The 23,642-nt window shown below is 71.8% G+C and carries 23 protein-coding genes; 12 read left to right on the forward strand and 11 right to left on the reverse strand.

All coding sequences use genetic code 11. The features are described from left to right. Nucleotides 1-2: 2 nt before the first annotated feature. Nucleotides 3-605, reverse strand: a complete 603-nt coding sequence (locus tag BLR46_RS06945; protein ID WP_093250326.1) for a hypothetical protein — start codon at nucleotides 603-605, stop codon at nucleotides 3-5. Continuing rightward, a complete protein-coding gene (locus BLR46_RS06950) occupies nucleotides 602-1,105 on the reverse strand; it encodes a phosphoribosyltransferase (protein ID WP_093250328.1) in 504 nt (167 codons plus the stop codon). Before BLR46_RS06950 ends, BLR46_RS06945 begins: the two co-directional genes overlap by 4 nt. A 95-nt stretch (nucleotides 1,106-1,200) precedes the next feature. Here BLR46_RS06950 and BLR46_RS06955 point away from each other — a divergent pair, with 95 nt between their 5' ends. Genes BLR46_RS06955 through BLR46_RS06980 form a run of 6 tightly spaced genes read left to right on the forward strand, consistent with a single transcriptional unit; the run spans nucleotide 1,201 to nucleotide 9,992 of the window. Then, nucleotides 1,201-4,287: an FtsX-like permease family protein gene (locus BLR46_RS06955; protein ID WP_143008235.1), complete on the forward strand. Its 3,087-nt coding sequence runs from the start codon at nucleotides 1,201-1,203 to the stop codon at nucleotides 4,285-4,287. Beyond that, on the forward strand, nucleotides 4,284-6,920 hold the full coding sequence (locus tag BLR46_RS06960; protein WP_093250333.1) for an FtsX-like permease family protein: 2,637 nt from the start codon (nucleotides 4,284-4,286) through the stop codon (nucleotides 6,918-6,920). Before BLR46_RS06955 ends, BLR46_RS06960 begins: the two co-directional genes overlap by 4 nt. After that, complete coding sequence (locus BLR46_RS06965) at nucleotides 6,917-7,867, forward strand: ABC transporter ATP-binding protein (RefSeq protein WP_093250335.1); 951 nt, start codon at nucleotides 6,917-6,919, stop codon at nucleotides 7,865-7,867. The genes BLR46_RS06960 and BLR46_RS06965 overlap by 4 nt, the downstream gene beginning before the upstream one ends. After that, nucleotides 7,864-8,547 carry an ABC transporter ATP-binding protein gene (locus BLR46_RS06970; RefSeq protein ID WP_093250338.1) on the forward strand — a complete coding sequence of 228 codons (684 nt, stop codon included), beginning with the start codon at nucleotides 7,864-7,866 and terminating at the stop codon, nucleotides 8,545-8,547. The genes BLR46_RS06965 and BLR46_RS06970 overlap by 4 nt, the downstream gene beginning before the upstream one ends. A 10-nt stretch (nucleotides 8,548-8,557) precedes the next feature. Continuing rightward, the gene (locus BLR46_RS06975; protein WP_143008236.1) at nucleotides 8,558-9,361 is read left to right on the forward strand and encodes an aldose epimerase family protein; all 804 of its coding nucleotides are present in this window, start codon (nucleotides 8,558-8,560) and stop codon (nucleotides 9,359-9,361) included. 4 nt (nucleotides 9,362-9,365) lie between these two features. After that, nucleotides 9,366-9,992 (forward strand): SIMPL domain-containing protein, encoded by a 627-nt coding sequence (locus BLR46_RS06980; protein WP_093250343.1) that lies wholly within the window; start codon nucleotides 9,366-9,368, stop codon nucleotides 9,990-9,992. 83 nt (nucleotides 9,993-10,075) lie between these two features. On the opposite strand, the gene BLR46_RS06985 is transcribed toward BLR46_RS06980, so the two are convergent. Both BLR46_RS06985 and BLR46_RS06990 read right to left on the reverse strand, forming a co-directional pair. Further along, the gene (locus BLR46_RS06985) at nucleotides 10,076-10,543 is read right to left on the reverse strand and encodes a DUF3806 domain-containing protein (protein ID WP_093250345.1); all 468 of its coding nucleotides are present in this window, start codon (nucleotides 10,541-10,543) and stop codon (nucleotides 10,076-10,078) included. A gap of 31 nt (nucleotides 10,544-10,574) precedes the next feature. Continuing rightward, nucleotides 10,575-10,946, reverse strand: coding sequence for a DMP19 family protein (locus BLR46_RS06990; protein WP_093250348.1), 372 nt, complete (start codon nucleotides 10,944-10,946; stop codon nucleotides 10,575-10,577). Nucleotides 10,947-11,090: 144 nt separating this feature from the next. Between BLR46_RS06990 and BLR46_RS06995 the strand changes: the two genes are divergently transcribed. Both BLR46_RS06995 and BLR46_RS07000 read left to right on the forward strand, forming a co-directional pair. Further along, a complete protein-coding gene (locus tag BLR46_RS06995) occupies nucleotides 11,091-13,583 on the forward strand; it encodes a phosphoketolase family protein (protein ID WP_093250350.1) in 2,493 nt (830 codons plus the stop codon). A 39-nt stretch (nucleotides 13,584-13,622) separates the two neighbouring features. Next, the gene (locus BLR46_RS07000) at nucleotides 13,623-15,020 is read left to right on the forward strand and encodes an MBL fold metallo-hydrolase RNA specificity domain-containing protein (protein WP_093250353.1); all 1,398 of its coding nucleotides are present in this window, start codon (nucleotides 13,623-13,625) and stop codon (nucleotides 15,018-15,020) included. Here BLR46_RS07000 and BLR46_RS07005 read toward each other — a convergent pair. From BLR46_RS07005 to BLR46_RS07015, 3 genes are read right to left on the reverse strand one after another with little or no spacing between them, the layout of a single operon-like run. Then, nucleotides 15,017-16,213, reverse strand: coding sequence for an amidohydrolase (locus BLR46_RS07005; protein ID WP_245701571.1), 1,197 nt, complete (start codon nucleotides 16,211-16,213; stop codon nucleotides 15,017-15,019). The genes BLR46_RS07000 and BLR46_RS07005 overlap by 4 nt on opposite strands. Then, nucleotides 16,210-16,713 carry a pyrimidine dimer DNA glycosylase/endonuclease V gene (locus tag BLR46_RS07010; RefSeq protein ID WP_218118373.1) on the reverse strand — a complete coding sequence of 168 codons (504 nt, stop codon included), beginning with the start codon at nucleotides 16,711-16,713 and terminating at the stop codon, nucleotides 16,210-16,212. The genes BLR46_RS07005 and BLR46_RS07010 overlap by 4 nt, the downstream gene beginning before the upstream one ends. A 30-nt stretch (nucleotides 16,714-16,743) precedes the next feature. Next, on the reverse strand, nucleotides 16,744-17,508 hold the full coding sequence (locus BLR46_RS07015) for an isocitrate lyase/PEP mutase family protein (protein WP_093250355.1): 765 nt from the start codon (nucleotides 17,506-17,508) through the stop codon (nucleotides 16,744-16,746). Between the two features lie 91 nt (nucleotides 17,509-17,599). On the opposite strand from BLR46_RS07015, the gene BLR46_RS07025 reads away from it, so the two are divergent. After that, complete coding sequence (locus tag BLR46_RS07025) at nucleotides 17,600-18,328, forward strand: hypothetical protein (protein ID WP_143008237.1); 729 nt, start codon at nucleotides 17,600-17,602, stop codon at nucleotides 18,326-18,328. A gap of 9 nt (nucleotides 18,329-18,337) precedes the next feature. Here BLR46_RS07025 and BLR46_RS07030 read toward each other — a convergent pair whose 3' ends face one another. Genes BLR46_RS07030 through BLR46_RS07040 form a run of 3 tightly spaced genes read right to left on the reverse strand, consistent with a single transcriptional unit; the run spans nucleotide 18,338 to nucleotide 20,438 of the window. Further along, nucleotides 18,338-18,790 carry a P-loop nucleotide/nucleoside kinase family protein gene (locus BLR46_RS07030; protein WP_143008238.1) on the reverse strand — a complete coding sequence of 151 codons (453 nt, stop codon included), beginning with the start codon at nucleotides 18,788-18,790 and terminating at the stop codon, nucleotides 18,338-18,340. Between the two features lie 29 nt (nucleotides 18,791-18,819). Next, on the reverse strand, nucleotides 18,820-19,653 hold the full coding sequence (locus BLR46_RS07035) for an SDR family oxidoreductase (protein WP_093250363.1): 834 nt from the start codon (nucleotides 19,651-19,653) through the stop codon (nucleotides 18,820-18,822). Then, nucleotides 19,650-20,438, reverse strand: coding sequence for an enoyl-CoA hydratase/isomerase family protein (locus BLR46_RS07040; RefSeq protein WP_093250365.1), 789 nt, complete (start codon nucleotides 20,436-20,438; stop codon nucleotides 19,650-19,652). The genes BLR46_RS07035 and BLR46_RS07040 overlap by 4 nt, the downstream gene beginning before the upstream one ends. Before the next feature lie 121 nt (nucleotides 20,439-20,559). Here BLR46_RS07040 and BLR46_RS15065 point away from each other — a divergent pair, with 121 nt between their 5' ends. Next, nucleotides 20,560-20,715 (forward strand): hypothetical protein, encoded by a 156-nt coding sequence (locus BLR46_RS15065; protein ID WP_176761692.1) that lies wholly within the window; start codon nucleotides 20,560-20,562, stop codon nucleotides 20,713-20,715. Nucleotides 20,716-20,728: 13 nt separating this feature from the next. Here BLR46_RS15065 and BLR46_RS07045 read toward each other — a convergent pair whose 3' ends face one another. Continuing rightward, a complete protein-coding gene (locus BLR46_RS07045; protein WP_093250368.1) occupies nucleotides 20,729-22,060 on the reverse strand; it encodes an aminotransferase class I/II-fold pyridoxal phosphate-dependent enzyme in 1,332 nt (443 codons plus the stop codon). 86 nt (nucleotides 22,061-22,146) lie between these two features. Here BLR46_RS07045 and pdxS point away from each other — a divergent pair, with 86 nt between their 5' ends. After that, nucleotides 22,147-23,040 (forward strand): pyridoxal 5'-phosphate synthase lyase subunit PdxS, encoded by an 894-nt coding sequence (gene pdxS / locus BLR46_RS07050; protein ID WP_093250370.1) that lies wholly within the window; start codon nucleotides 22,147-22,149, stop codon nucleotides 23,038-23,040. A 4-nt stretch (nucleotides 23,041-23,044) separates the two neighbouring features. Next, complete coding sequence (pdxT, locus tag BLR46_RS07055; RefSeq protein ID WP_093250373.1) at nucleotides 23,045-23,629, forward strand: pyridoxal 5'-phosphate synthase glutaminase subunit PdxT; 585 nt, start codon at nucleotides 23,045-23,047, stop codon at nucleotides 23,627-23,629. Nucleotides 23,630-23,642 lie beyond the last annotated feature (13 nt).

Raw genomic sequence — 23,642 nt, forward strand, 5'->3', positions numbered from 1 at the left:
ACTCAGCGCGGCGGTCGCCGTCGGCTGAAGATCTGCCACAGCACGACGCCGAGCAGCGCCGCCAGCACCGTTGCGGCCACCGTGAACCAGGGGTCGACGGCGTCGGGACCGGTGGTCGGGTCAACCGCGCCGGGATCGCCCGTCGACTCGTCGACGGGAAGCGGTTCACCCGTGACCTGCGTGCCGGGACCCAGTGCGGCGACCACCTCGTCGACAGCCTCCCCTGTGGCCGCGCGGGTGCCGGTGCAGAGGCCCGTCTCGTAACCGCCGGAGGAGGTCACGAACCCCATGAGCAGGAGGTCCTCCCCCTCGGGAATCCCGGGCAGGCCGCAGGCGGACTCCTGCTGCGGCGTCTCCACACGGAAGGCCTTCCCCACGTCGCCCTTCCAGACCTGGCGCGGCCAGACGGTGTAGACGATCGGACGGGCGAGGTCGTCGTCGTCCACCTGGAGCACCTCGACCCGGGCGACGAGGTCGGCTGACGCCGCCTGCTCGGCGAGGGTCAACTCCTCACAGGAGCAGGCCCAGGCGCTCGTCGACGGTGACACGACCGACACCATGCCCGCCAGCACCGCGAGCAGCAGCAGCCGGGCGACCGCCGTCATTCGGCACCCAGCAACGGCGGCTTGGCCGACCACGGGAACACGATCCACTGGTCCGTGCTCCTCCAGACGTAGTCGGGCTCGATGATCGTGGACGGCTTCGAGTACAGCACCGCCGATCGCACGTCGGCGCCGAAGCCCCGGAGCAGCTTGATGACCAGCGCGAGCGTGCGGCCGGAGTCCGCCACGTCGTCGACGATGAGCAACTGCTTGCCGGAGACCGCCTCAGTGTCGAGCATGGGCGCCAGGAGGATGGGGTCCGGGAGCGTCTGCTCGACGTCGGTGTAGAACTCGACGTTGATGGCGTCGGTGAGCTTCACGCCGAGCGCGTACGTGAGCCCGCCGGCCAGCAGCATGCCCCCGCGGGCGACGGCGATGACGATCTCGGGCCGGAACCCGGAGTCGACGATCGACCTCGCCAGGTCGTCAGTGGCGTCACCGAGCCCCTGCCAGGTGAGCACTTCCTTGTCCTCGAGCTCCGATGCGTCCGCGTGGTAGGCCATGGGCCAATGGTAGTGAGCGCCGCCGGCCTTGTCGCCGGTGGGCCTTTCCCCGGTCCGGCGCCCGGTCCGGGGCCCGGTGTGGTTTCATGGCGGACATGCTTTCCTGGCCGGGTCTCGCGGCGTCGCGGGCGCGGGCGGCCTCGGGCCTGTTCCTCACGCTGCTCGCGCTGGTCGCGGCGACCACCGGCGTGATCGCCGGCACCGTCGGCTACACGACGGCCGCGGCCACCGCGACGGCGCGCGACTCCGTCGCCGGATCCGACGAGTCGCTCCGGCTCCGCACGCGGCTCGCCCCTGACCCCGCCGGTCAGGAGCGGTCCGCGCGTGACGTCATCGAGGAGACGTTCTCCCCCGCCCCGGTGCTCGTCGCTGCCGAGACCGCCGACGGTAGCGTGACCTTCGTCGTGACCCCGGACGTGCGACGCCTCGCCCCGGACGACCTGCGCGCGTACGCCGACGGTGCGGAGCGGCTGCGGCTGGAGCTGCGCGGCAGCGACGTGGCGGTCTCCGGGATCACGGTCGAGGGCGACCTGGCACGGGCCGCCTCGACCGCCGCCCGCAACCTCATGGTCTCCCGCGCGCTGGGCGCGATCCCGCTGTCCGTCCTGGCGCTGGTCACCGTCCTCGCGGTGGTGCAGGTGGCGCGCCTACTGGGCGACTCCCGCGAGGCGCAGCTGGCGCTGCTGGTGGCGCGCGGGGCCAGCGCCCGGCAGCTGCTCGCGCTGGGCGCTGCCGAATCGATCGTGGCGGTGAGCGTCGGCGCCGCTCTGGGAACCGGTGCCGCGCTGGGCGCGATGCTGCTCGTCCCCGAGGGCGCACCCCACTGGCGCACGGTGCTGGGCGCCGCGGCGTCCGCATACGCAGCGACGCTGGCCATCGTCCTCGGCCTGCTGGCGCTGCAGGTCCGCCGGGTGCTGGTCCCCGGCCACGCCGTCGACCGCTCTGGCCGCACCGCCCGCGCCGTGACGGGTGTGGGGTTGGCGTTCGTGCTCCTGGCCGCGGCGGTGTCGCTGTGGCAGTACCTCAGGTCCGGCTCCCCGCTGACCATCGGCGAGGACGGTGGGTACTCGGTCAACCTCGTGGCCGGGGCCGCGCCCGCACTCCTGCTCGCCGCCGCCGGCGTCGTCGCGCTCGGACTCATGGGGCCGCTGGCCGCACTCGCCGCCGTGGCCGTGCGTCGAGGGCGCTCCGTCGCCCCCTTCTTGACCGCGATGCAGGTGGCCCGACGCCTCGGGGGCTTCGCGGTGCCGGTGGTCCTCACCGTGCTGGCCACCGGTGCGGCCACCGTCTCGGCCGGCTACTCCGGCACCTCCGCCCAGTTGCGCGACGACATGACCGCGCTGGCCGACGGCGCCCCGCTCAGGGCGACCCTGACGCGCCTGCCGCCGGCGCCTGCCGATCGGGTCGCACCCCCGCTGGAGGAGCAGTTCGGGCTGGCCGGCGACGCCGTGGCGACGCCGGTCTGGCTGGTGGACAGTGCGACGATCGGCGACCTCGAGGTGCCCGCCACCGCCGTCGTGCCCGGCCGGTTCGCGGCGGTCGCCGACGGCCCCGTCGCCGTCCCGGACGCCTTCACGGCCGACGAGCAGGGCCCGGCTTCCCTGGTGGTGCCGGAGGGCACGTCCGGACTCACGCTGGAGTTTGAGGGCAAGGTCGGCTACGACCGTTGGGGCGTCGCCTATCTGGAGGCGCTGGCCGACGAGTGGCGCGACCGCGTCACCCGCGACCAGCCGACTCTCCCGGCGCCGGACGCGGATCGGGAGGTGGAGGCGTTCCTGGCCGAGACGGCCGCGACGTTGTCGGCGCCTGTCCGGCTCAGCGTCACCCTGTCGGTGCGTGACCTCGAATCGGGCCTCGTCCAGCAAGTGGGGCTGGGAACCGTGGCCGCAGACGGGCCGGCCATCGACTGGGACCACGCGAGCCAATCCGGCTTCCGGGCGGAGCCGGCCAGGTTCTCGGGGGCAATGGAGTTCGGCCTGGATCCGGGCCGACGGTTCGCAGTCACCGCCGTCAGCCTCGAGCTCGAGAGCTCCGACGAGTTCGGGCACTGGCCCCGCACGGTGGAGCTCACGGCCTCTCTCCGCACCTCGGAAGGCACCGACCTCTTCGCCGACGCCACCGATGACTGGGCCTCCCACGAGGCCACCACCCCAGACCTCGCGGCTGCCGCGCTGGCGGAGCGTGATGCGGCCACCCCCCAGATCCGCTGGAGCGTCCTCGAGATCTCGGACAACCAGGAACTGCGGCAACTGGAGCACAACGCCCTCTCGGTCCGCCCACGGCTGGACACGAGCGGGCCGGCATGGTCCGTCAACGCGACGACGGTCGATGAGGGCTTCTGGGGCAGCAGCATCTCCCCCGCGACCGAGCCGGCCGGCCCGACGAACTCAGACCCAGCGGGCCGCCCCGTTGCCAATTCGCCCATCCGGGTCGCACTCACCGAGGCGGCCGCCGACGCCGCCGCCCTCGCCGTCGGCGACGACTTCCGCATGCAGCTCATGAACCGCTCCGTCTCCGCCCGTCTCGTCGCCATCACCCCTGCCGTGCCGGGCGACACCCGCCCGGTGGGGGCGCTCGTCGACGTCACGGGCGTCGCCGCCACGTTCGCGGCGGCCGGTGATGCACTACGCCCCCCATCGGAGTTGTGGGTCCGAGCACCGGGCGACCCTGGGGAGGTGGCCCGCGCGTTGGCCGGATCCACCGGCGCGACGGTGAAGGTGGCGGGCAGCTCCGTCGCCAGCGACCCGACCAGCGCGGCGCGGACGATCTTCTGGGTGGCGAGCGCCGGGGCGACGCTTCTGGCGGTCACCGGCATCGCGGCCGCCACCCGCGCCATGACCACCGACCGCCGCGCCGAGATCGCGGTGCTCCGCGCCCTGGGCATGGCGCGCGCCGACCAGGCGCGCTCGCGCGCCGCCGAGCTCGCCGCCGTGGTGGTCGCCTCGGTCGCCTTCGGGCTCGCTGCCGGGTGGGCGGTGAGCCTGGTCGTCGTGCCGCCGCTGGCACGCGCCACGATCGCCCCCGGCCAGGTGGAGCTCCCGGCCGCCCTCGCCCTGCACACCACGCCGTGGTTGGCCCTGCTCGTCCTGGGCGCGGCAGCGGTCTCCGTGGTCCTCTGGTGGCTGCGGCGCCGCGTCGCCGCCGACGCGCTGGACACGGAGTACCGGGAGGAGGTGCGATGACGCTGCGCCGGCCCTGGCTGCGGATGTTCCGCGCCGATCCCTGGGTGCTGGTCGCGCTCGCGGCGCTCACCTTCCTCGCCTCGTTGACCGCGACGGCGGTGCCGCGCGCCATGTCGACGGTGGCGGACCAGCAGCTTCAGCACACCGTCGCCTCGCTGGCCTCCTACGAGCGGGAGCCGCAGGCGCGCTGGACCCATGATCTTCCCCCACGCGAGTGGGCCGATGCCGTTCCGGTCAACCCGTGGGAGGCGCTCGAGGCCGGCGCGGAGGACGTGCGCCAGTCGCGCCCGTCGCCGCTCAGGGAGCTCCTGCAGCCGGCCCAGTTCCTCTCCCGCACTTCATTGCCGGTCAGCCACACGCCGGACTTCGAGGCCTCGGGCCTGTTCCGGGTGAACGTCCACCCCGTCCTCACCCCCTCGCTCCAGTCCGTGATGAGGCTGGTCGAGGGCCGCTGGCCGAGCGGCTCGGCGCGGCCGTACGAGGTGGTGCTCGCCGAGAAGGTGGCCGACCGCCTCGGCGTCGACGTGGGCGCCCCGCTCGGCGAGCACTTCCTGCTGGTGGGCACCGTCCGGCCCGCCGATCCGGGCGACAGCCGCTGGGAGCTGTTCGACACCGGCGACCGGCTGTCGATCTCGGTGGACCCCAACCTGGGCGAGGAGGCGACCGTCACGGCCTACCTGGATCCCGGCTTCGAGGGCTCGCTGTTCGAGCAGGCGTCGACGCAGTGGGTGGACTGGCTCTGGTACCCCGTCGACGTCACGCGCCTGCAAGGCCATGTCGAGGTCGCGGAGCTCGAGCGACAGCTCACCTCCATGCTGAGCGCGCGCCACACCCTGGTGGACGCCGAGTCGGCCCCCGACGGCCTGTCGGTCGACGTGCAGTTCGAGTCGGCGCTCGGCGCCGCGCTCCAGCGGGTCGCGAAGGAGCAGCAGGCGGCCACGACGCTCGTGGCTGTCGTCGCCGCGGGGCCCGTCGGCGTGGCTGCGGCCGTGCTGTGGCTCGGGGCCGGGCTGGTCGTGGTCCGCAGAAGGAGCCATCTCGAACTCATGACCGCCCGCGGCGCGTCGCCTGAGCAGCTGCGCTCGATGATCGCCCTCGAGGGTGCCGCGCTCGGTCTTCCCGCGGCGGTGACGGGTCACCTCGTCGCGCTCGCGGTGGAGGGCGTGTCCCCGTGGTGGTTGTGGGCGGTGACGCTCCTGATCGGGCTCGCGCCGGCGGGGGCACTCGCGGTGGCGCTGCGCCGGCCGCCCGGCCGGCCCGCACGATCGGATCTCTCTGCCCGGGGCAGCCGGGTCCGCCTCGCCTCCGAGCTCGGGGTGGTCGCCCTCGCCGTCGCGGCCACGTGGCAGCTGCTCACCCAGCAGGGCTCCGCGGACGGCATCGACCTCCTCGCCGTCGCCACGCCCGTGCTGGTCGCTCTGGCCGCCGTCCTGCTCACCGTGCGCCTGTACCCGCTGCCGTTGGCGACCATCACAACGTCCGCGAAGCGCGGGCGCTCCCTCACGGCCTTCCTCGGGTCGGCCCGCGCCCTTCGGGACCCCGTCGGCGGCGTCGTGCCCACCCTCGCCATCGTGCTGGGCGCGAGCATGACGATGCTGTCCGCCGTCATGATCGGCACGGTGACGCGCGGTGCCGAGGAGGCCGTCTGGAACGGCAACGGCGCCGCCGCGCGGCTCAGCGGCGGCATCACGGACGAGGTGATGGCGCGGATCGTCGAGGTGGACGGGGTCACCGCGGCCGGGCGGCTGGCCCAGTCCACCAGCGACCAGTCGCTGAGCGCCGACGGCGGCACCGAGTCGGTCCGCGTCTGGATCGTCGACGACGCCATGGCGGAGGTCTGGGCACAGTCCCCCCAGGTCGACGCTCCGCCGGCCTCGCTCTTCGACGGCGACGCCGTGGTCACCGGCGGCGACGTGGCGGCGCGGTCGGGCACGGCGAGCCTCGGCGGCGTGGGTGACGTCCGGGTCGTCGGGCACCTCGACCGGTTGCCCGGGACGGAGACGACCAGCCGCTGGGTGCTGGTGTCCGCGTCCACCTGGCAGGCTGCGGGCGGGCGGGTGCCCGCGTCGGGGCTGGCGTTCGTGGCGACCGCGCCGGGCGCGGACCTGGACGCGGTCGGTCGGGAGCTGGAGGGTCTCGTGCTGCACGGCCGCGCCAGCACCGTCGCCGCCGGGCTCGCCCGCAACGAGGAGAGCGTGGTCGTCCGGGGGTTGACCACCACCTTCGTCGCCGCGGCGGCCGTCACGGGCCTGCTCACCGCCCTCGCGATCGTGGTGGTCCAGTTGATGGGCTCCCGCAGCCGCGCCGAACTGCTCGCGGTGCTGCGAACCCAGGGGCTCGGCCGCGGTCAGGCTCGGGGACTCGTCGGGTGGGAACTGGCGCCGGCGGCCGTGGCCGCGCTGGTCATCGGCGCCGGCGTCGGCGTCGGCATCGCAGCCCTCCTGACGCACACCCTCGACCTCACCGGGCTCACCGGCGACACGCAAGCGCCTGCACTCTTCGTCGATCCGGCGGCGCTCGGGCTCGTGCTGCTGGCGTTGCTCCTGACCGTGACCTCCGCCGTGACGGTGAGCGCCTGGCTCGCCGGACGGACCGACCTCGCCCAGGCCCTACGAATCGGGGACGAACGATGACCAGCGACCAGCACGCCGCGCGACGAGGGCACCACCTCGACCAGCATCCCGACATCTGGTGCGAGGACCTCGTCCGGATCTACCACACCGAAGGGATCGAGGTGCAGGCCCTGCAGGGGCTGAACCTCACCGTCGATCCGGGTGACATCGTCGCGCTCGTCGGCGCCTCGGGGTCCGGCAAGTCGACCCTGCTGGGCATCTTGTCCGGCCACGACCGCCCGACCGGCGGCCGCGCGCGTGTGGCGGGCATGGATTTGCTCGCGATGTCCCAGCGGCAGCGGGTGGACTACCAGCGCAACATCGTCGGCTTCGTCTGGCAGCAGACGTCGCGCAACCTGCTGCCGTTCCTCACCGCCGCGGAGAACGTGGCGCTGCCGATGGTGATCGGCGGCGCGAGGGATCGCGACGCGCGGGTCAGGGAACTGCTGGCACTGCTCGGCGTCGAGGAGCAGGCCGGTCGCCTGCCGAAGGAGCTCTCCGGGGGGCAGCAGCAGCGCGTCGCGATCGCGACGGCCCTCGCCAACTCGCCCCGAGTCCTGCTCGCGGATGAGCCCACCGGCGAGCTCGACGAGGCAAACTCCGAGGCGGTGCTCGAGGTGATGCGCCACGCCGCGACGCAGCTCGGCACCACCGTGCTGGTGGTCACCCACGACCCGCGCGTCAGCGAGCACGTCCGGCGCACCATCCAGATCCGCGACGGGCGGACCTCCACGGAGGTGCTGCGCCGCACCGTGCGCGACGAGGACGGCTCCGAGCGGCTGCTTGCCGAGGAGTACACGGTCATCGACAAGGCCGGACGCATCCAGTTGCCGCCGGGCCACGTCGAGGAGTTCGGGCTGCGGGACCGGGTCCGGCTGGAGAAGGGCGATCGGCACGTCGAGGTGCATCCCGGCGATGAGGACGTACCCGCGGCCCGCCGCTCGCAACACGAGGAGGAGACGCGATGAGTGAGGTGCTACGGGCCGAGAGGGTCGGGCGCACGTTCGGCAGCGGCGAGGCGGCGGTGCACGCGCTCGTCGACGTGGACCTCGTCGTCGAGCCCGGCGCGCTCACCGTCGTCTACGGCCCGTCGGGCTCCGGCAAGACCACGCTGCTCAACCTCCTCGGCGGGCTCGACCGACCCACCGCGGGGCGCGTCGTGCTCGACGACGGGCGGGTCCTCTCCGAGCTGCCGGAGCAGGAGGTGCTCGCGGTGCGGCGGGAGCGGATCGGCTACGTCTTCCAGTCGTTCGGCCTCATCCCCGTGCTGTCGGCCGCGGAGAACGTCGAGGTGCCGCTGCGGCTGCGGAAGGTGGCGCCGGCCGAGCGGGACCGGCGCGTCGCGGAGGTGCTCGACCAAGTGGGGTTGGGTCGACATGCGGGACAGCGGCCCTACGAACTCTCCGGCGGCCAGCAGCAGCGGGTGGGCATCGCGCGGGCGCTCGTGTCCGCGCCGGACATCCTGATCGCCGACGAGCCCACCGGCCAGCTGGACTCCGAGACCGCCGAGACGGTGATGGAACTGCTGGTGGACCTCACCCGCGACCGCGGCATCGCGGCGATCGTCTCCACCCACGACCCCGTCTTCATGGCGTTGGCGGACCGCAGGGTCGAGTTGCTCGACGGCCGCGTGGTCGTCGTCCGCTAGTTTGTTCCACATGGCCAAGCGCTCCATCTCCAACGCCAGCTGCACCGCCACCGTCATGGACCGGGGTGCCACGATCCTCTCCTGGCATCCGGAGGGCGCCCACGAGGCGCTGTTCGTGACGCGCGACGCGAATCCCGACGCGGAGTTCCACGGCGGCATCCCGATCTGCGCTCCGTGGTTCGGCATGGGGCGCGAGGGTGTCGAGGTGCCGCACAAGCACGGCCTGGTGCGCTGGGTGGACTGGGACTTCCAGGGCGTGAAGGACCTGAACGGCGCGACGGAGCTGACCTGGACGCTGGACCAGGAGTCGGTGGCCCACCTGCCCGGCGCCGAGGCGTACCCCCGGGACCTGCGCTATCGCTACGAGGCCACCTTCGGGGCCCGTCTCGACGTGGCCCTCACCATCGAGAGCCCGACGGAGCCGGTGGTGGTCGACAGCGCGCTCCACACGTACTTCCTCGTGAACAACGTGCGCCAGTCCGAGGTCCACGGACTGGGCGGCGCCCCCCTCGAGGTCCGGGGTGCCCACGACGCGATCCACTTCGGTGCGCTCGACGACGGCGGCGTCGACATCCGGCTGCCCGACCGCATCATCTCCGTGGAGGCCGAGGGCGCCCGCGACGTCATCGTGTGGAACCCCGGCCAGGAGTACGCCGAGGGCTTGGACGACTTCGCGGGCGAGGACTGGGCGCGCATGCTGTGCGTGGAGGTCGGCAACGTCCAGCGCCACGCCATCGAGATCCCCGCCGGCGGCTCGCACACGATGGCCATGACCATCCGCATCGCCTCCCGCAGCCACAGCCTGATCGGATAGGGCCATGGAGATCATCATCGTCGGTCGCGCCGAGACGCTGGTGGAGCCCGAACTCGCCACCCTGCACCTCGAGGTGGAGTACGTCGGCCGGGACAAGAAGAAGGTCCTCGCCGCCGCGCAGGAACGGGCGAACGCGCTCGTCGCGCAGCTGGAGTCGCTGGAGGGCGGCGTGCTCGAGGAGTTCCACACCGACGGGGTGCGCGTCTTCACCCAGCGCCCCTGGGGCGAGGAGCGCCGCCGCCCCGCGGAGCACCGGGCGAGCTGCACCGTCGACGCGGTCTTTCGCGACTTCGGGACGATGTCCGAGCTCATGGCCGAGTGGGGCGAGACCGAGGGCCTGGCCGTCGGGCACATCCGCTGGGACCTGACGCCGAAGCGTCGCAAGGAGGAGCTGGCCGCGCTCACCGGCCGCGCGCTGGACGACGCGCAGGCCCGCGCCCGCCTCGTCGCCAGGCACTACCAGCTCGGCATGATGCACGCGAAGCGGGTGTCCGACCCGGGGGTCGACGGGGCCGCCGAGGCCCCGATGTTCCGCGCCATGGCGGCGTCGATGGAGTCGGGACCCGTGGAGGTGCGCCCCGACCGGATCCGGCTCGCGCAGCAGTTGAAGGTGACGTTCGAGGCGCAGTAGCGCGGTTCGCCAGCGTTTCCTATGTTCACCTGTCGTGCTACGCAGGTGAACGTAGGAAGCGCTGGCGGCTTGCGCCGGCGCCCCTACTTGAGCTGTTCGCGCACGTAGCGGGTGACGCCCTCGTAGTAGGCGAGCACGTCGCCGTCGCCGTCCTGGGGCCAGCGCGAGGCGATGCCGTCGAGCGGGAAGATGTAGAGGTTCTGCGCCTCGTGGAGGCGGTCGGCGGGCACCTGGAGTGCGAGGTCGGTGCCCTCGTCGTCGGTGTAGATGACCCAGTCGACGCCCAAGGTCTGGGCAAGTCGCTGGCCGACGAGGACGCTCACCGCGGTGATGAAGTCGTTGGGATCGGGCCGCTCGTCCTCCCCCATGGCGAACCACTGCTCGCGACGGTCGTTGAACAGCTGGGACAGCTCGGCCATGCCCTCCGGCAGCCGGAGCGCCACGGCCACCTCCAGCGCCTCGGCGAGGAACTCGCGACCCTCCTCGTCCAGGGGCTCGATCAGTGGTGGGTTGGCTTCCGGGTGGTCGAAGGTGTGGAAATCCTCGGACATGCCCCCACCCTAGGCCGGACGGGCGGGCGGGTCAGCCGATGGGGGCGAATGCCGCCGGGTCGTCGGCCAGCTTCCGCTCGAGCGCCTCGTAGACCGTCTCGTCGTCGTCGATGAGGTCGAAGAACTCGCCGTCCTTGCTCTCCTCGAGCTCCTCCGGGTCGGCGTCGTCCTCGAGCTCCACCTGGGTCTCGACGATGAGCGCGGCGGCATCGTCGAAGCCGAAGAAGCGGTACCCCTCGACGGCCGACGCGATCTGCTCCTCGTCGAGGACCTCGAGGGCGTTCACGAGCCCGCCGTTCATCACCGTGCCGTGGAAGAGGAGCAGTGCCGCGAGCGCCTCGTCGCCCTGCTCGCCTCCGTCACCCGAGGCGGCCCTGTTCCAGATCTTGTCGATGTCGCTCACGGATCAAGCCAATCATGAGCGGCCGGTGGAGACAATCCCCCGATCCGGCTGACGCGAACCGGGTTTCGACGAAGAATGGAGGGACGAGACCGCGGCGGCCGTCACCACAGTGGACCCGACCGGTCAGGATGTGAGGAGATTCGCATGACCACCACGTCCCCCGCGTGGCAGCACCGTCCCGCAGACGCCCCGGAGCACATCGACGACGACACCGTCGCGGTGATCGACGCCTGGTGGCGCGCGGCCAATTATCTCTCCGTCGGCCAGATCTACCTGCTCGACAACCCCCTCCTGCGCGAGGAACTGACCCGTGACCACGTGAAGCCCCGGCTGCTTGGCCACTGGGGCACCACCCCGGGCCTGAACTTCATCTACGCCCACGCCAACCGGGTCATCAAGGAGCGCGACCTCAACGCGATGTACCTCACCGGCCCGGGCCACGGCGGTCCCGGCCTGGTGGCGAACACCTACCTCGAGGGCACCTGGACCGAGACCTACCCGAACGTCACGCAGGACGAGGAGGGGCTGCAGCGGCTGTTCAAGCAGTTCTCCTTCCCCGGCGGCATCCCGAGCCACGTCGCGCCGGAGGTCCCGGGCTCGATCCACGAGGGCGGCGAGCTCGGGTACGCGCTCAGCCACGCGTACGGGGCCGCGTTCGACAACAAGGACCTGCTGGTGTTCGCGGTGGTGGGCGACGGCGAGGCAGAGACCGGCCCGTTGGCCACCTCCTGGCACTCCAACAAGTTCGTCAACCCGCACCAGGACGGGGTCGTGCTCCCGATCCTGCACCTGAACGGCTACAAGATCGCCAACCCCACCGTCCTCGCCCGCATCCCCGAGGACGAGCTCGAGGCGCTCATGGTCGGCTACGGGCACAAGCCGCACTTCTTCACCGGCGGGTTCGGCGACGAGGACCCGAAGGAGTTCCACACCCGGTTCGCGCGCGTGCTCGACGACTGCCTCGACGAGATCGCCGCCATCAAGGCCCGCGCCGCCGAGGCGGCGGAGCAGGACACGGACATCGAGCGCCCGCTGTGGCCGATGATCGTGATGCGCACCCCGAAGGGCTGGACGGGTCCGGAGATGATCGACGGGAAGCGCACCGAGGACTCCTGGCGCTCCCACCAGGTCCCGCTGGCGAGCGCCCGCGACACGCCGGAGCACCTGCAGGACCTGGAGCGCTGGCTGAAGAGCTACCGCGCCGACGAGCTCTTCGACGACGCCGGTCGGCTCCGCGAGGAGTGGACGAGGCTGGCGCCGGAGGGGCACCGTCGGATGTCCGCGAACCCGGTCACCAACGGTGGGGTCGTGCTGAAGGATCTGCGGCTGCCCGACTTCCGCGACTACGCCGTCGACGTCCCCGAGCCCGGCCTGCCGGTGACGGAGGCGACGAAGAACCTCGGCACCTACCTGCGGGACGTGATCAAGCGCAACCCCGACAACTTCCGCATCTTCGGTCCCGACGAGACCGCCTCGAACCGCCTGCAGAACGTCTACGAGGTGACCGACAAGCAATGGAACGCGGAGTTCCTGGAGACAGACAGCGACGACCACCTCGCCCGCGCCGGCCGCGTGATGGAGATCCTCTCGGAGCACCAGTGCGAGGGGTGGCTGGAGGGCTACCTGCTCACGGGCCGGCACGGCATGATGAGCTCCTACGAGGCGTTCATCCACATCGTCGACTCGATGTTCAACCAGCACGCCAAGTGGCTCAAGGTCACCAACCGGCTGTCGTGGCGGATGCCGATCGCGTCACTGAACTACCTGCTCTCGTCGCACGTGTGGCGGCAGGACCACAACGGCTTCAGCCACCAAGACCCGGGCTTCATCGACCACGTGGTCAACAAGAAGAGCGACATCATCCGCGTCTACCTCCCGCCGGACACCAACACGCTGCTGTCGACGTGGGACCACGTGCTGCGCTCGCGGCAGTACGTGAACGTGGTGGTCGCGGGCAAGCAGCCGAGCCCGAGCTGGCTGTCGATGGACGAGGCGATCAAGCACTGCACGCGCGGGATCGGCATGTGGCACTGGGCGGGCACCGAGGTGGACGGTGAAGATCCCGACGTGGTGCTCGCCTGCGCCGGCGACGTGCCGACGCTGGAGACCCTCGCGGCGGCGAAGATGCTGCGGGAGGCGGTGCCGGACCTCAAGGTGCGGGTGGTCAACGTCGTGGACCTGATGCGGTTGCAGGACGAGAAGGAGCACCCGCACGGCCTGTCCGACCGCGACTTCGACACGCTCTTCACCACCGACAAGCCGATCATCTTCGCCTACCACGGCTACCCGTGGCTCATCCACCGGCTGACCTACCGGCGCAACGGGCACCGCAACCTGCACGTCCGCGGCTACAAGGAGGAGGGCACCACGACCACTCCGTTCGACATGGTGATGCTGAACGACCTCGACCGCTTCCACCTGGTCATGGACGTGATCGACCGGGTGCCGTCGCTGGGCTCGAGGTACGCCAACCTGCGGCAGTACATGGCCGACGCCCGCACGTCGGCCCGACAGTACTCCCGCGAGCACGGCGAGGATGTCCCATCGGTGGCGAACTGGCAGTGGAGCGACGAAGCCGAAGACCGCGGCAGGGGGTCGGCCACCACGCTGACCGGAGGTGACAACGAGTTCGACTGACCTCGCTCCCCCGCCACATGTTTGGGGCAGAGTGGGGTCATGGCGGAACCAGTGACCCTCCAGTTCCTCGGCGCCACGGGTGCCGTGACGGGATCGAAATTCCTCGTCGAGATCGGTCCCCGACGGATCCTCGTCGACGCCGGCATGTTCCAGGGCGAGAAGAACCTGCGCGAGCTCAACTGGCAGCGGCTCCCGGTGGACGCGGCAAGCATCGAGAGGGTGCTCCTCACCCACGCCCACGCCGACCACAGCGCCTACCTGCCCGCGCTGTTCGACCAGGGGTTCCGCGGCGACGTGTGGTGCACCGAGGGGACGGCGAGGCTCGCCGAGATCATCCTCCTGGACTCCGCGAAGCTGCAGGAGCTCGAGACCGAGGAGGCCCTCCTGGGCGGCTACTCGCGGCACACCGCGCCCCGCCCGCTCTACGGCACGGGCGACGCGGAGCGCGCCATCGAACGCTTCCGCACGGTCGACTACGACCGCGACATCGACCTGGGCGGCTTCACCGCCCGCTGGACCCGGGCCGGCCACATCCTGGGATCCGCGTCCGTGCGGCTGCAGATCGGCGACGTCAGCGTGCTGTTCAGCGGCGACCTCGGGCGCGCCGACCACCCGATCCTCGACAGCCGCGACGTCCCCCCGGGCACCCGCTGGGTGCTGTGCGAGTCGACGTACGGCGACCGCGAGCATCCCGAGCCGGAACTCCCCTACGAACCGACCGTGGCGGCGATCAACCGCACCATCGAGCGCGGCGGCTCGGTGCTGATGCCCGCGTTCGCGATCGACCGCACCCAGACGCTCATGTACGTGCTCGCCCGGCTGCAGCGGGAGGGCAGGATCCCCGACGTGCCGGTGATCGTCGACGGGCCGATGAGCATGCACGCCCTCGACGTGTACCGCGACATGCCGGAGGAGTTCCGCGAGGACGTGTCGATCGACGACTTCACCGGCCTGCGCAACTTCACCGAGGCCCGCACCGGCCGGGACTCGAGGAAGGTCCGCGAGCGCACCGAGCCGCGGATCATCATCTCCTCGTCGGGGATGCTCGAGGGCGGGCGCGTCCTGAGCCACCTCGAGCAGTTGCTCCCCCACCGCGAGAACACGGTCCTCATCACCGGCTACCAGGCGGAGGGCACCAGGGGCCGTCAGCTCCTCGACGGCGCGAAGCACGTCAAGATCCGCGGCGCGCACGTGCGGGTGCGGGCGGAGATCGCGGAGGACCGCCAGTACTCCGGGCACGCCGACGCCTCCGAACTGGTGGACTGGCTGCGGGCGCTGGACCCCGCACCCGAGACGGTGTTCCTCGTCCACGGCGAGCCGGCGGCCTCGACGGCGCTCGAAGCCCGGGTGGAGGACGAACTCGGGCTCGACGTGGTGCTTCCCACCCTGGGCGAGAAGGTGCTGCTGAGCGAGCGCCCGGCCCCGGACGACGACTAGGTCGAGGGACGCAGGTATGCGAGCGCAGCGATCATCGCCGCCTCTGTGCCGGTACGCAGCGTGGGCTGCATCGTCGGCGCGAAGGCGGGATTGTGGTTGGCGACGGCTTTGGCCCCCTCCGAGAACCCGCCCAAGCCCCAGTACAGGTAGGGCACGTCGCCCCAAGCACCCGGGATCCGGCTGAAGTCCTCGCTCGCGGGGACCGGGTCCAGGTGCCCCACCTTGTCGGCGCCGAAGTGCGCCTCGAACGCGGTCGTCACCACGGTCGCGGCCGAGGGGTCGGAGACGGTGAGCGGGAACTGGTCGTAGTACGTCAACGACGGCGGCTCCGGGCTCCCCGCGGTGGCGCACTCGCCGCGGACGATCCGCTCGATCGCCTTCAGCACCCGCTCCCGGACGTCGTCGTCGTAGGTGCGGACGTTGACCAGGAGCTCCGCCGAGTCGGGGATGATGTTGCTCTTCGCGCCGGCGTGGATCGCGCCGACGGTGACCACGCCGAAGTCACCGGGCGCAATCTCCCGGGCGACGACCGTCTGCAGTCGCATCACGATCGACGAGGCGAGCACGACCGAGTCGACGCCGAGGTGCGGCATCGAGCCGTGCGTGCCGTTGCCGAACACGGTGATGCGGATCGAGTCGCCCGCCGAAAGCACGGGGCCGGATGCCGTCGACACGGTGCCGGCGACGCCGGGGAGGACGTGCTGGCCGAGCGCCACGTCGGGGCGCGGGACAGCGTCGGCGAGGCCCGCGTCCACCATCGCCCGCGCGCCCTCGGCGGTCTCCTCGCCCGGCTGGAAGAGCGCGACGTAGGTGCCGGACCACTGCTGCTTCTGCTCGGCCAGGAGCCGGGCGGCGCCGAGTCCGCAGGCGACGTGCACGTCGTGGCCGCACGCGTGCATGACACCTGGTGCCTCCGACGCGTAGTCGAGCCCGGTGGCCTCTTCCACCGGCAGTGCGTCCATGTCGGCGCGGAACAGGACCGTGGGGCCGTCACCGTTGGCGAGGGTGCCGACGACGCCGCCGCCGATCCGCTTCACGTCGTAGCCCCACTCCATGAGCTGGGCCACCACCACCTCGACGGTGCGGGACTCTTCCATGGACAGCTCGGGGTTGCGGTGCAGGTCCTGGTAGAGCTGCTCCTGCCACTCCTGGATGGCCTCGTAGCCGGTCGTGGTGGTCGCGGAATCGGTCACGGTTGCTCCTCGCTCTGGCTCCGGACGAATCTACCTTTCGCCCCGGCCAGGCGCGCCGGGTCGGGTGATTCCGCGGCGCGCTCCCACGCCTCCACGCCGCCGGGGACGACCCGGAAGATGGGGTGGGTGGCGGGCGTCAGCAGCCTGGTCCGCTCGTAGGCCTCGGGACTCCGGGCCGCGAGCTTGGCCATGAGGTGCGCCCACTCGAAGCCGACCTGCCCGTCGGTCACCTCGATGATGATCGGCGTCCGGGGCACCTCGACGATGCGGGCCCGGTCGAACCGGTAGCCGCGTTCGGCGGCTGCGTCGGCGATCCCGTCGAGGAAGGACGCGATGGCGGCGACGGGCTCGGCGGTGCCGCGGAAGCGCTGGAGCTGCGGGTGGTGGACGTAGCCCTTCGTGCCGCCGAGCAGGACCTTCTGCGCGAGCAGCGCCTCACGCCAGGCGGCGGTGAGGCCCTGCCGGTCGAGCAGGGCGGGGTGCAGGGACCACAGGCGCATGCCAAGAGCGTAGCCCCCGGGCGGAAGGGTTCAGATGCCCCACTTGGAGAGCTGGGTCCCGGACACCTCGGCGAGCCACATCTGCCAGAGCGGGCCGAAGGTGATCCGGCGGACGCCGAGCGCGGACAGCGCCGCGAGATCGCCCGCGCCGTGCCCGTTCACCGGGTGCGCCGTGACGTTGACCGGCACGTCGACAGCCTCCACGAGGCGCGTCACCTGCTCGGCCGTCTTCAGCCCCACCGGGTAGACGGACCGGGCGCCCGCCTGCTCCAGCAGCTTCACCCGCTCGACCGCCTCCGCGATGGGGTCGTCGAACTTGTCGGCCAACTTCGCGGCGTCGGTGCGGCCGTTGACGACGAACGCGACGCCCGCCTCGTCCGCCACCTCTCGTGCCGCGGCGATGTAGTCGGCGTGCTCCTGGCGGTCCCGGAGTCGCTTGCCCTCGGAGTGCACGACGTCCTCGATGTTGGCGCCGACCGCGCCAACCTCCAGCAATCGTTCGATCAGCTCGCCGGGTGCCAGGCCGTAGCCGGACTCCACGTCGGCGCTGACCGGGACCTCCACGGCGGCGACGATGCGCTTGATGACACCGAGGTACTCGTCGAAGTCCATCTGCTCGCCATCGGCACTGCCGATCGCGTCGGACACAGGGTGGCTGCCGATCGTGAGCCCGTCGAAGCCGGCGTCGACGGCGACCCGCGCGCTCCAGGTGTCCCAGACGGTGGGGAGGACCAGGGTCCTACCCGATTCGTGGGCCTTGGCGAACTTGGCCGCGAGTTCGATGGTGTTCGACATGGAGCCTCCTTGGGGTGGTTGACGTCCACACTAGGCCGCGACGTGGCCGACCGCTCGGCCTTTGACCGACCCGACCCCTATCGTGGGCCGGATGCGACATCGCCCAGCACTCCTTGCCGCCCTGTCCGTCCTTGCGCTCGCCGGCTGCGCCTCGCCGGCCACGGAGGGGTCCCCGTCGGCCGAGTCATCCCCGGCCGAGGACCCAACCACCTCCTCCTCACCCGTGACGACAACCCCGTCCGCGTCGCCCGCGCCCGAGGCCGACGACAAGGGATCCGCCTCACCGGCGTCGTCCTCCTCGTCGTCGCAGGATGAGTCGGAGGACATGGACCTGCAGGACGGGGTCCGCACCAACGACTTCCAGCGGCTGCCCAAGGAGTTGGCCGGCCTGAACCGTGTCCGGGCAGAGACCGACCCAGGGACGCACTGGGCTGAATTGGAGTTCATGGCGCCGGACCAGTCGGCCAAGATGCTGCTGCGCATCTTCCTCGTGCGCACCCCTGACGGCACCTACCTTCCGGTGACGTCCCAGGACGACGAGTACGCCGAGGCGTCCTATGACAGCGCCGTCGACAACCTCGCGCAGCGCAGCGACGAGCTCCTCGAACGTGGGGTATCGACGCCCGATCGGTCGTGGCGCTGCGTCGAGGCACTCCAGGTGCAGTCAGGGGTGGACCAACAGATCTGCCACGGCCAGGCCTTTGGGCGGGTGGTCGAGATGCAGCGCCTGAGCGCCCACGAGCCGGATGTCCAGGCGCGCAACGCAGCCGTCGACGACGTGCTGACGGACCTCTCCGCGGGACTGGACGCGCTGGCCTGAGGGCCGCGGTCAGCGGATCGTGGTGACGTCGGTCTCGTCGGGCTGCGGCCACTCGAAGGACTCGTACCAGCGAACCACCTGGTCGGGCTCGACGATGACGCTGTGGGCGGTGCGGGGGCCGGCGTTGCGGGCCTCGAGGCGGCGGAGCAGTTCGTCGAGCGGCACGTCGAAGAACACGAAGCTGACCTCGGCCCCGGCCTCGCGCGCCAGCCGGCGGTACTCGTCGCGCCGGGAGCGGGAGGCGAAGGCGTACTCCAGCACCACGTCGCGGCCCTCGGCGATGAGCTCCCGGAGCCGTCGCTTCTGCGCCACCTTGATGTCGCGCTGCACCTCGGGCGGCAGCGGGTGCTGCTCGTAGCCGAGGCCCCAGGAGTCGTGGTCGACCGACAGCCAGACATAGCTGCGCTGCTCCAGTTCGCGGGCGTAGGTGCTCTTCCCGGAGCAGGTCATCCCGCAGGTCATCACCACCTTCGGGGCCCGGGCGGCGCCGGTCACAGGAAGATGTCGGGGTAGAGCGCCTCGTCGGGGGTGCCCGGCACCGCGGCGTAGCGCCCGAAGTCCGTCACGCCCGCCTCCTCGAGGACGTCCTCCACGATGAGGCTACGACCGGTGCACTCGGCCGACGGCCGAGTGACGATGGCGTACGCGGCGTCGGCGTAGATCTCGGGTGTGCGGCTCGCCGCCATGAGCCGGTCCCCGCCGGGGAGGTTCTGGATGGCTGCGGTGGCGATCGTGGTGCGCGGCCAGAGGGTGTTCGCGGCGATGCCGTCGGCGCCGAACTCGGCGGCCAGGCCAAGGGTGGCGATCGTCATGCCGTACTTCGCGAGGGTGTAGCCGGTGTGGGCGCCGAGCCACTTCGGGTCGAGGTTGACCGGCGGGGAGAGCGACAGGATGTGCGGGTTGGGGCTGCGTTTCAGGGCCGGGATGGCCGCGCGCGAGAGCATGAAGGTGCCGCGGACGTTGATGTCCGCCATCAGGTCGTAACGCTTCGGCGAGAGCTCCCGCGTGCGGGAGAGGTCGATGGCGCTCGCGTTGTTGACGACGATGTCGATGCCGCCGAACTCCGCGACGGTGGCCGCCACCGCGTGCTCGATGTCCTCGTCGACGCGCACGTCGCCCACGATCCCGAGCGCCTGGCCGCCGGCCTCCCGGATCCGGTCGGCGGCGGTATGGACGGTGCCCTCGAGCTTGGGGTGTGGGGCGTCGGTCTTCGCGAGGATCGCGACGTTGGCGCCGTCGGCGGCGGCGCGGACGGCGATGGCGAGGCCGATGCCGCGGCTGCCGCCCGACATCAGGATGGTGCGGCCGGCGAGGCTGGTGGTCATGCGTGCTCCTTCTTGGTCCGGTCCTGGGCAGCGCGGAGGAACGCGGCGATCCTGGCCTGCGCCTCCGGGGTGTCGAAGCTGGCCGCGATCGTGCGGGCCTCCTCGTCGAGCTGCTCGGCGACGGACCTCGACGGTGAGGAGCGGATCAGTCGCTTCGCCTGCCCGTAGGCGCCGGTGGCGCCGTCGAGCCACGTGCGGGCGACGGCTTCCGCCCGCGCCACCACCCCGTCGTCCGGCACCACCTCGGCGACGAGTCCCCAATCGAGCGCCTCGTCGGCGGTGAGCATGCGGTCCGACAGCACGAGCTGGAGCGCCCGTCGCTCCCCGACGGCCCTTGCCAGGTGCGCGCTGACGGAGAGGTCGGGGGTGAGACCGACGTTCGCGTAGCGGCTGCCGATCCGGGAGCCCGACGCCGCGACGGCGTAGTCGGAGCTCAGCATGATGCCGAGTCCTCCGCCGGCGACTGCCCCGTGGACCGCGGCGACGACGGGAACGACCGACTCGGTGAGGGACCGGATGCCGCGGTGGATCGCGTGGGCGAGGGCTTCGAGATCGGACGAGGAGCCCATCGTGGTGGCCATGGCGACGACGTCGCCGCCGGCACAGAACGCCGGGCCGGCACCGCTCAGCAGGATCGCGCCCACGTCGTCGCGCGTGGTCACGTCCCTCGTCACGTGCTCCCAGGCGCCTGCGAGGTCGGCGTCGAAGGCGTTCAATCGCCCGGGCCGGTTGAGCGTGACGCGGGCAAGGCCATCGTCGACGGAGAGGAGGATCGGGTCGGTCAAGGCTCGCTCCTTTGCGTAGGTCTCCGCCCAGACTAGAGGGCGACCGACGCTCCGTGGCCCGGATCGGGCGCGAAGGGACCGCGTCCGTTGGTAACGTCGTGAGCCCGACCGAGGAGGTGCCATGACGACGCAGGATTTCCCGGACGACGAGCCGCGCGAGGACTACGACGACGACTTCGACAGCGGCCCGCCGCGCCCCTTCGAGGATCCGCCGGACGAGGACGACCTCTGGCCCGGCGCCCTCGACGAGGACGAGACGCGCGGCACCGGCAGTTGAGGTGACGTCCGCGTCAAGGTGAGGCGTCGGCGGCCGCCACGAGGTCGTCGGCGAGGGTGTCGGCGAGCGTGTCGTCGAGGTGGTGCACCGTGAGCCGCAGGTGGTGCGACGGGCGGGTGTCGTCGATGGCGAACTCGTCGCCCGTGCGGGCCAGCCACCCGCGTCGCATCAGGCGCTCGGCCACCAGCCGCGCGGGCGCGGGCAGCGGCACCCAGAGGGTGAGCCCGTCCGACGGCGGCACCTCCAGTCCACGCTCGCCGAGCCGGGCGACGAACGACGCGTTGCGCTCGGCGTAGTGCTCGCCGGCGGCAGCGATGGTGTGCCGGACGTCCTCGTCGGTGAGGAGCGCGTGCGCGAGACGCTGGAGCAGGTGGCTCACCCAGGTGGTGCCGGGGCTCAGGCGGAGCGCGAGTCGGTCGGCGGTGTCGGCGTCGGTCATGGCGAGCGCCAGCGACATGTCGGGACCGAGGAACTTCGACACGGAGCGGACCAGCGCCCAACGGCGGTGGTCGGGGCCGACGATCGAACGGAAGGGTTGACGGGAGAGCATCGAGAAGTGGTCGTCCTCGATGACGAGCACGTAGGGATGGTCGGCGAGCACGTCGCGCAGCGCCGCGGCCCGCGCCTCGCTGAGGCTCGCCCCGGTGGGGTTCTGTGCGCGCGGGGTGCACACGACCGCCCGGACGCCCTGGCGGAGCGCCTCGCGCAGCCCCTCGACGGTCATGCCCTCCGCGTCGACGGGGACCGGGACGGGTCGGTAGCCCGCAAGACGCACCGTGCGGATGGTGGCGAGGAAGCACGGATCCTCGAGGGCGACCGCATCGTCGCGGGTGAGCGCCTGCGCGAGGAGCCGCTCCATCGCGTCGAACGCGCCGCCCGTCACCGTCAGTCGGTGCGGACCGCTGGCCGTGAGGTCCGGCTCGAGCCACTCCCGGGCGAGTTCCTCCAGGCCCGCGTCGACGACGGGTTCGCCGTAGAGCACGGGTCGGCCGGGGAGGGAGACGAGTGCCCGGGTCAGGTCGGGCAGAAGCGACGGGTCGGGGTTGCCCGCGCCGACGTCGCGCAGCACGGTGTCGGTGGCGTAGCCCTCCTGCGGCACCCGCGACTGGCCGGCCACCTGGGTCCCTCCCCGCCCGCGGCTCACCAGGAAGCCCGCCTGCGCGAGCTGCCGGTAGGCGGAGACGACGGTGTTGCGGTTCACGCCCAGGTGCTCCGCCAGGGTCCTGACGGGCGGCAGTTGGGCGCCGGGCGCGAGGGCGCCCCGCTCGATGAGGCCGCGCACGTCGTCGACGATCTCCGCCGCCGATCCGCCATGGATCGCGCGCAGGATCTCGCTCTCGTTCATCGCCTCGAAGCCTACCGCCGCAACGTGCTAGCGTTTGTCCTAGGCCAAAAAGTGCTACCTCCCCGACAAACGATTGGACCCACATCATGAGCGCTGCCCCGACCACCGGCACCGCCCGCGTCAAGCGCGGGCTCGCGGAGATGCTGAAGGGCGGCGTCATCATGGACGTCGTCACGGCGGAGCAGGCGCGCATCGCCGAGGACGCGGGCGCGGTGGCGGTCATGGCACTCGAGCGGGTGCCCGCCGACATCCGCGCCCAGGGTGGGGTCGCGCGGATGAGCGACCCGGACCTCATCGACGACATCATCGCGTCGGTCTCCATCCCCGTCATGGCCAAGGCCCGGATCGGGCACTTCGTCGAGGCGCAGGTGCTGCAGGAGCTCGGCGTCGACTACATCGACGAGTCCGAGGTCCTCTCCCCCGCTGACTACGTCAACCACATCGACAAGTGGGGCTTCACCGTCCCGTTCGTGTGCGGCGCCACCAATCTCGGCGAGGCGCTCCGCCGCATCACGGAGGGAGCGGCGATGATCCGCTCCAAGGGCGAGGCGGGCACCGGCGACGTGTCCGAGGCCACCAAGCACATCCGGACGATCACCGGCGAGATCAACGCCCTGAAGTCGAAGTCCAAGGACGAGCTGTACGTCGCCGCGAAGGAACTGCAGGCCCCCTACGAGCTGGTGGCCGAGGTGGCCGAGACCGGCAAGCTCCCCGTCGTCATGTTCACCGCGGGCGGCGTCGCGACCCCGGCCGACGCGGCGATGATGATGCAGCTCGGCGCGGACGGCGTCTTCGTCGGCTCCGGTATCTTCAAGTCGGGCGACCCCGCCGCGCGCGCGGCGGCCATCGTCAAGGCCGCCACCTTCTACGACGACCCCGCCGTGCTGGCCCAGGTCTCCCGCGGGCTGGGCGAGGCGATGGTGGGCATCAACGTGGCGGACCTGCCGGCCCCGCACCGGCTGGCCGATCGCGGCTGGTGATCCGATGACCGGTCCACGGGTCGGCGTACTCGCTCTCCAGGGGGACGTGCGGGAGCACGTCGACGTCCTCGAGCACTTGGGCGCCCGGGTGACCCGCGTCCGCCGGCCCGAGGACCTCGCCGCGGTCGACGGGCTGGTGCTGCCCGGCGGTGAGTCGACGGTGATCGACAAGCTCTCGCGCACCTTCGGCCTGCGCGAGCCCATCGTGGCGGCCATCCGCGACGGGATGCCCGTGCTGGGCACGTGCGCCGGGCTGATCATGATGGCCGACCGCCTCGCCGACGGCATCGATGGGCAGCAGACCTTCGGCGGCCTGGACGTGACGGTGCGCCGCAACGCATTCGGCTCGCAGCGGGAGTCGTTCGAGACGGAACTCATCGTGCCCGCGCTGGGCGAGCCCCCCGTCGCGGCGACGTTCATCCGCGCGCCGCTCGTGGAGGAGGTCGGCTCGGCGCGGGCGCTCGCGTTCCTCCCGGGCGGCAGCATCGTCGCGGTGGAGCAGGACGGGCTGCTCGGCCTGTCGTTCCACCCCGAGATGAACGGCGAGGACCGCTTCCACCGGCGGTTCCTTGACCGGGTGCGCGTGTAACGTCGAAGTCCCC

The organism is Tessaracoccus oleiagri (genome assembly GCF_900103275.1).
GTDB lineage: Bacteria > Actinomycetota > Actinomycetes > Propionibacteriales > Propionibacteriaceae > Arachnia > Arachnia oleiagri.

Bases quoted from the DNA above. Each gene is read 5' to 3' on its own strand.
- BLR46_RS06985 (WP_093250345.1), bottom strand. From the start codon at position 10,543: ATGTCCGAGGATTTCCACACCTTCGACCACCCGGAAGCCAACCCACCA.
- BLR46_RS07000 (WP_093250353.1), top strand. From the start codon at position 13,623: ATGGCGGAACCAGTGACCCTCCAGTTCCTCGGCGCCACGGGTGCCGTG.
- BLR46_RS15065 (WP_176761692.1), top strand. From the start codon at position 20,560: ATGACGACGCAGGATTTCCCGGACGACGAGCCGCGCGAGGACTACGAC.
- BLR46_RS07015 (WP_093250355.1), bottom strand. From the start codon at position 17,508: ATGTCGAACACCATCGAACTCGCGGCCAAGTTCGCCAAGGCCCACGAA.
- BLR46_RS06950 (WP_093250328.1), bottom strand. From the start codon at position 1,105: ATGGCCTACCACGCGGACGCATCGGAGCTCGAGGACAAGGAAGTGCTC.
- BLR46_RS06965 (WP_093250335.1), top strand. From the start codon at position 6,917: ATGACCAGCGACCAGCACGCCGCGCGACGAGGGCACCACCTCGACCAG.
- BLR46_RS07010 (WP_218118373.1), bottom strand. From the start codon at position 16,713: ATGCGCCTGTGGTCCCTGCACCCCGCCCTGCTCGACCGGCAGGGCCTC.
- BLR46_RS06970 (WP_093250338.1), top strand. From the start codon at position 7,864: ATGAGTGAGGTGCTACGGGCCGAGAGGGTCGGGCGCACGTTCGGCAGC.
- BLR46_RS07030 (WP_143008238.1), bottom strand. From the start codon at position 18,790: ATGACCTGCGGGATGACCTGCTCCGGGAAGAGCACCTACGCCCGCGAA.
- BLR46_RS06975 (WP_143008236.1), top strand. From the start codon at position 8,558: ATGGCCAAGCGCTCCATCTCCAACGCCAGCTGCACCGCCACCGTCATG.
- BLR46_RS06995 (WP_093250350.1), top strand. From the start codon at position 11,091: ATGACCACCACGTCCCCCGCGTGGCAGCACCGTCCCGCAGACGCCCCG.
- BLR46_RS06945 (WP_093250326.1), bottom strand. From the start codon at position 605: ATGACGGCGGTCGCCCGGCTGCTGCTGCTCGCGGTGCTGGCGGGCATG.
- pdxT (WP_093250373.1), top strand. From the start codon at position 23,045: ATGACCGGTCCACGGGTCGGCGTACTCGCTCTCCAGGGGGACGTGCGG.
- pdxS (WP_093250370.1), top strand. From the start codon at position 22,147: ATGAGCGCTGCCCCGACCACCGGCACCGCCCGCGTCAAGCGCGGGCTC.
- BLR46_RS07035 (WP_093250363.1), bottom strand. From the start codon at position 19,653: ATGACCACCAGCCTCGCCGGCCGCACCATCCTGATGTCGGGCGGCAGC.
- BLR46_RS06980 (WP_093250343.1), top strand. From the start codon at position 9,366: ATGGAGATCATCATCGTCGGTCGCGCCGAGACGCTGGTGGAGCCCGAA.
- BLR46_RS06955 (WP_143008235.1), top strand. From the start codon at position 1,201: ATGCTTTCCTGGCCGGGTCTCGCGGCGTCGCGGGCGCGGGCGGCCTCG.
- BLR46_RS07025 (WP_143008237.1), top strand. From the start codon at position 17,600: ATGCGACATCGCCCAGCACTCCTTGCCGCCCTGTCCGTCCTTGCGCTC.
- BLR46_RS06960 (WP_093250333.1), top strand. From the start codon at position 4,284: ATGACGCTGCGCCGGCCCTGGCTGCGGATGTTCCGCGCCGATCCCTGG.
- BLR46_RS07045 (WP_093250368.1), bottom strand. From the start codon at position 22,060: ATGAACGAGAGCGAGATCCTGCGCGCGATCCATGGCGGATCGGCGGCG.